At 52.2% G+C, this 3518-nt stretch carries 4 protein-coding genes; 3 read left to right on the top strand and 1 reads right to left on the bottom strand.

Translation table 11 applies throughout. The features are described 5' to 3' along the window. Positions 1 to 189 precede the first annotated feature (189 nt). The 3 genes from aph(3'')-Ib to CHU32_RS27625 all read left to right on the top strand — a co-directional run bounded on the left by aph(3'')-Ib (position 190) and on the right by CHU32_RS27625 (position 2801). On the top strand, positions 190 to 993 hold the full coding sequence (gene aph(3'')-Ib, locus CHU32_RS27615) for an aminoglycoside O-phosphotransferase APH(3'')-Ib (RefSeq protein ID WP_001082319.1): 804 nt from the start codon (positions 190 to 192) through the stop codon (positions 991 to 993). Then, positions 993 to 1829, top strand: a complete 837-nt coding sequence (locus tag CHU32_RS27620) for an aminoglycoside O-phosphotransferase APH(6)-Id (protein WP_000480968.1) — start codon at positions 993 to 995, stop codon at positions 1827 to 1829. The genes aph(3'')-Ib and CHU32_RS27620 overlap by 1 nt, the downstream gene beginning before the upstream one ends. 180 nt (positions 1830 to 2009) lie before the next feature. Continuing rightward, positions 2010 to 2801: a SprT-like domain-containing protein gene (locus CHU32_RS27625; RefSeq protein WP_004248792.1), complete on the top strand. Its 792-nt coding sequence runs from the start codon at positions 2010 to 2012 to the stop codon at positions 2799 to 2801. 14 nt (positions 2802 to 2815) lie between these two features. Here the strand turns inward: CHU32_RS27625 and ardK are convergent, their stop codons facing one another. Further along, positions 2816 to 3157: an antirestriction protein ArdAB regulator ArdK gene (gene ardK, locus CHU32_RS27630; RefSeq protein ID WP_000057569.1), complete on the bottom strand. Its 342-nt coding sequence runs from the start codon at positions 3155 to 3157 to the stop codon at positions 2816 to 2818. Between the last annotated feature and the right edge of the window lie 361 nt (positions 3158 to 3518).

A 3518-nucleotide genomic window follows, 5' to 3' on the forward strand; every position in this document is an offset into this window, starting at 1 on the left:
AGCGGTGGTAACGGCGCAGTGGCGGTTTTCATGGCTTGTTATGACTGTTTTTTTGTACAGTCTATGCCTCGGGCATCAAGGCGAGCTCAGAGACCATGGAAAGCATGTTCTCGGACTTACGTAGCAACTCGTTTCTTTTCGCAGGTTGAGCCACCTCCGCGCTTCATCAGAAAACTGAAGGAACCTCCATTGAATCGAACTAATATTTTTTTTGGTGAATCGCATTCTGACTGGTTGCCTGTCAGAGGCGGAGAATCTGGTGATTTTGTTTTTCGACGTGGTGACGGGCATGCCTTCGCGAAAATCGCACCTGCTTCCCGCCGCGGTGAGCTCGCTGGAGAGCGTGACCGCCTCATTTGGCTCAAAGGTCGAGGTGTGGCTTGCCCCGAGGTGATCAACTGGCAGGAGGAACAGGAGGGTGCATGCTTGGTGATAACGGCAATTCCGGGAGTACCGGCGGCTGATCTGTCTGGAGCGGATTTGCTCAAAGCGTGGCCGTCAATGGGGCAGCAACTTGGCGCTGTTCACAGCCTATCGGTTGATCAATGTCCGTTTGAGCGCAGGCTGTCGCGAATGTTCGGACGCGCCGTTGATGTGGTGTCCCGCAATGCCGTCAATCCCGACTTCTTACCGGACGAGGACAAGAGTACGCCGCAGCTCGATCTTTTGGCTCGTGTCGAACGAGAGCTACCGGTGCGGCTCGACCAAGAGCGCACCGATATGGTTGTTTGCCATGGTGATCCCTGCATGCCGAACTTCATGGTGGACCCTAAAACTCTTCAATGCACGGGTCTGATCGACCTTGGGCGGCTCGGAACAGCAGATCGCTATGCCGATTTGGCACTCATGATTGCTAACGCCGAAGAGAACTGGGCAGCGCCAGATGAAGCAGAGCGCGCCTTCGCTGTCCTATTCAATGTATTGGGGATCGAAGCCCCCGACCGCGAACGCCTTGCCTTCTATCTGCGATTGGACCCTCTGACTTGGGGTTGATGTTCATGCCGCCTGTTTTTCCTGCTCATTGGCACGTTTCGCAACCTGTTCTCATTGCGGACACCTTTTCCAGCCTCGTTTGGAAAGTTTCATTGCCAGACGGGACTCCTGCAATCGTCAAGGGATTGAAACCTATAGAAGACATTGCTGATGAACTGCGCGGGGCCGACTATCTGGTATGGCGCAATGGGAGGGGAGCAGTCCGGTTGCTCGGTCGTGAGAACAATCTGATGTTGCTCGAATATGCCGGGGAGCGAATGCTCTCTCACATCGTTGCCGAGCACGGCGACTACCAGGCGACCGAAATTGCAGCGGAACTAATGGCGAAGCTGTATGCCGCATCTGAGGAACCCCTGCCTTCTGCCCTTCTCCCGATCCGGGATCGCTTTGCAGCTTTGTTTCAGCGGGCGCGCGATGATCAAAACGCAGGTTGTCAAACTGACTACGTCCACGCGGCGATTATAGCCGATCAAATGATGAGCAATGCCTCGGAACTGCGTGGGCTACATGGCGATCTGCATCATGAAAACATCATGTTCTCCAGTCGCGGCTGGCTGGTGATAGATCCCGTCGGTCTGGTCGGTGAAGTGGGCTTTGGCGCCGCCAATATGTTCTACGATCCGGCTGACAGAGACGACCTTTGTCTCGATCCTAGACGCATTGCACAGATGGCGGACGCATTCTCTCGTGCGCTGGACGTCGATCCGCGTCGCCTGCTCGACCAGGCGTACGCTTATGGGTGCCTTTCCGCAGCTTGGAACGCGGATGGAGAAGAGGAGCAACGCGATCTAGCTATCGCGGCCGCGATCAAGCAGGTGCGACAGACGTCATACTAGATATCAAGCGACTTCTCCTATCCCCTGGGAACACATCAATCTTACCGGAGAATATCGTTGGCCAAAGCCTTAGCGTAGGATTTCGCCCTCTCCCGCAAACGACCCCTAAAAGCCGTTTCCTCTGTATAAAAGATCAGCTAAATTATGTGTATTGCACAATACATATATGTGAGGTTAGCAGTGAATTTGCCTACGCCCGAAACCTACGATGAACTTCAGAGAGCCTACGATTTTTTCAATGAGAAGCTATTCAGCAACGAGCTGCCGCCATGCCTGATAACGTTGCAGCGTGAGAAGCGAACGTATGGCTATTGTTCCTTTAAGCGTTTCGTCGGCCGTGAGAGTGGGTACACGGTAGACGAGATCGCTATGAATCCGGTGTATTTCTCGATCAGAACCATAAAGGCCACGCTTTCAACACTGGTGCATGAGATGGTTCATCAGTGGCAATTCCATTTTGGCGAGCCTGGCCGCCGTGGCTATCACAACAAACAGTGGGCGGCCCGGATGGAACGGGTAGGACTAATGCCTTCTGATACCGGCGAACCGGGAGGCAGGAAAGTGGGCCAGAGCATGACCCATTATATTATTGCCGGTGGCCCTTTCGATATGGCCTGTGATGAACTGCTGACAGGCCATTTCCAGCTTTCCTGGATGGACAGGTTTCCGCCTTACCAGCCTAAGCCTGGCGCTGTGCTAAGCCCTACAGGAAAAGGCTATATTGACGACGAGGAAGATGATAGCGAACACGAACAGGAGGTGGAGGAAGGGCGCGACCCGGTTGAACTCGACGACGAGATCATAGAGGCCATGCGATTTGTAACCCCACCGCCTGAAGCACCGGTGAACAAAACAAACCGGGAAAAGTACAGCTGCCCGGTGTGTCATATCAATCTCTGGGGTAAACCGGGGATAGTGGTTTACTGTGGTGGCGAGCACTGTAATAAAGCCGCGTTAGTAGTCTTAAAATAAAGTCCTTTCGGACTTTATTTTTTTTCCATTTCCGAGGTCGTGATGTTATTAATGCTGTACTTCGCGGCTTCTTTTAAAACAGTTTCAGCAAGGCTTGCTGGTATCCAGACCTGAACTAATTTTAATGGTTCGCCGTTCTCGGCTTTAAGAGTGGTGTTCTGGTACAAATCCCAGATTCGCTTAACGGTGCTGGAAATGTTTTGCTTGGAACGGCCTACTCGCGTGGCTACGTCTGATGATTTCTCACCTTTGACAAGCACGGAATAGCCAATATCTGTTGTGATGTGTGCAAAGGAAGCCATTTGCGGCAGCAGCTGTTTCCATTCTGTTTCTGAAATTCTGTTTTTCTGAGCCATCTGTGGCGCCTCCGTAGTTTTGGTTACAGAAAGGATATACTCAGAATAAACAGGGGTCAATACAAGTACGATTTTTATAAACTTTATTTTATTTGAGGGTGAGGCCCGGTGCGGCAGCAGCGCGGGCCTCGATGGTGCCGCGAAGGTGCTGGCGCCATGCTCGGATTAAAACATGAACCGTGAAGAACTGCGAAACTTGTTTTCGCGGTTCTGAGGGGTTGACCGAGCCGCGAAGCGGCGCTGGTAAGCGATGATATGCACATATCCACAGGCATATTTTTAAAGGCACTGTTGCAAAGTTAGCGATGAGGCAGCCTTTTGTCTTATTCAAAGGCCTTACATTTCAAAAACTCTGCTTACC

The organism is Superficieibacter electus (genome assembly GCF_002915575.1).
Taxonomy (GTDB): domain Bacteria; phylum Pseudomonadota; class Gammaproteobacteria; order Enterobacterales; family Enterobacteriaceae; genus Superficieibacter; species Superficieibacter electus.

What these genes read in the sequence shown, in the direction of transcription:
- CHU32_RS27620 (WP_000480968.1), top strand. Translation starts at nt 993, where the DNA reads ATGTTCATGCCGCCTGTTTTTCCTGCTCATTGGCACGTTTCGCAACCT.
- ardK (WP_000057569.1), bottom strand. Translation starts at nt 3,157, where the DNA reads ATGGCTCAGAAAAACAGAATTTCAGAAACAGAATGGAAACAGCTGCTG.